General features: G+C 72.0%; 1 protein-coding gene. It reads left to right on the top strand.

The window, feature by feature from the left end; all coding sequences use genetic code 11:
* Nucleotides 1-104: 104 nt before the first annotated feature.
* Nucleotides 105-1,072 (top strand): glycoside hydrolase family 26 protein (locus NBZ83_RS32295; RefSeq protein ID WP_308203853.1); only part of this gene is annotated, 968 nt, incomplete at its 3' end.

The following is a 1,072-nucleotide window of genomic DNA, read 5'->3' on the forward strand; positions in this document are numbered from 1 at the left end:
GGTCTGGGGGGTCCGGCGATTCGGGCGGGTCGTGGTGGCGGCTGCCGCGGTCACGGCGCGGGCGGGCGCTGGCGGGCACCGGCCTCGCGGCGGTTCTCGCGGCCGTGGTCGGCGTCGTCGGGCTGGTCGTCCTGAGCAGCGGTGACAGCGGCGGCAGCGGGAGCACCGGTGGCGGAGGTGGGGGACCGGGTCCGTCCGCCCCGCCGGCCGCCGGGGTCACCTGGCCCTCCGGGGCCAACGCCAACCCGCCCCACGATCTGGCCGGCTGGGAACGCTGGCTCGGTCGCCGGACCGACGTCGCCGTCGTGTTCACGGTCCGCGACAACTGGCAGAAGATCGTCGCCGACGACTGGCCCCTGTCCGGGCTTCGCCCGGACATCTACACCGGCAGGGTGTCCGTGGCTCAGCCGCTGTTCCCGCAGGACGGCAACGAGGCCGCCTGCGCTCGCGGCGACTACGACGCCGACTGGGCGACCTTCGGGCGGACGCTGGTCCGCAACGGCCGACCGGACGCCTACGTCCGGCTCGGCTGGGAGTTCAACGGCAACTGGTTCTGGTGGTACCCGCGTGACACCGCCACCTGGCGGACCTGCTTCCAACGGGCGGTGACCGCGATCCGCTCCACCTCGCCCGGTGTCCACATCGACTGGAACGTCTCGGCCCACCGGAACTCGATGCCGAACGGCGACAACGTCTGGGCGGCCTACCCCGGCGACGGGTTCGTCGACGTCGTCAGCGTGGACGCCTACGACTCCTACCCGCCGTCGTTCACCCGGGCGACCTTCGACGCCCAGTGCAACGAGGACTCGGGCGCCTGCACCATCGCCCGGTTCGCCCGCGAGCACGGCAAGCGGTTCGCTGTGCCGGAGTGGGGGGTCGTTCGCTCGGCGGGTGGTGGCGCGGACAACCCGTACTTCATCCAGAAGATGTTTGAGCTGTTCCAGGCGAATCGGGCGAACCTCGCCTACGAGGCGTACTTCACCGCGACCGATGCGGGTAACGTCCAGTCCTCGCTGATCGACCCGCCGAGCAATCCCCGCGCCGCCCAGCGCTACCGAGCTCTGTTCGGCGC

This window comes from Frankia gtarii, assembly GCF_025403375.1.
In the GTDB taxonomy this organism is placed as follows: Bacteria; Actinomycetota; Actinomycetes; order Frankiales; family Frankiaceae; genus Frankia; species Frankia gtarii.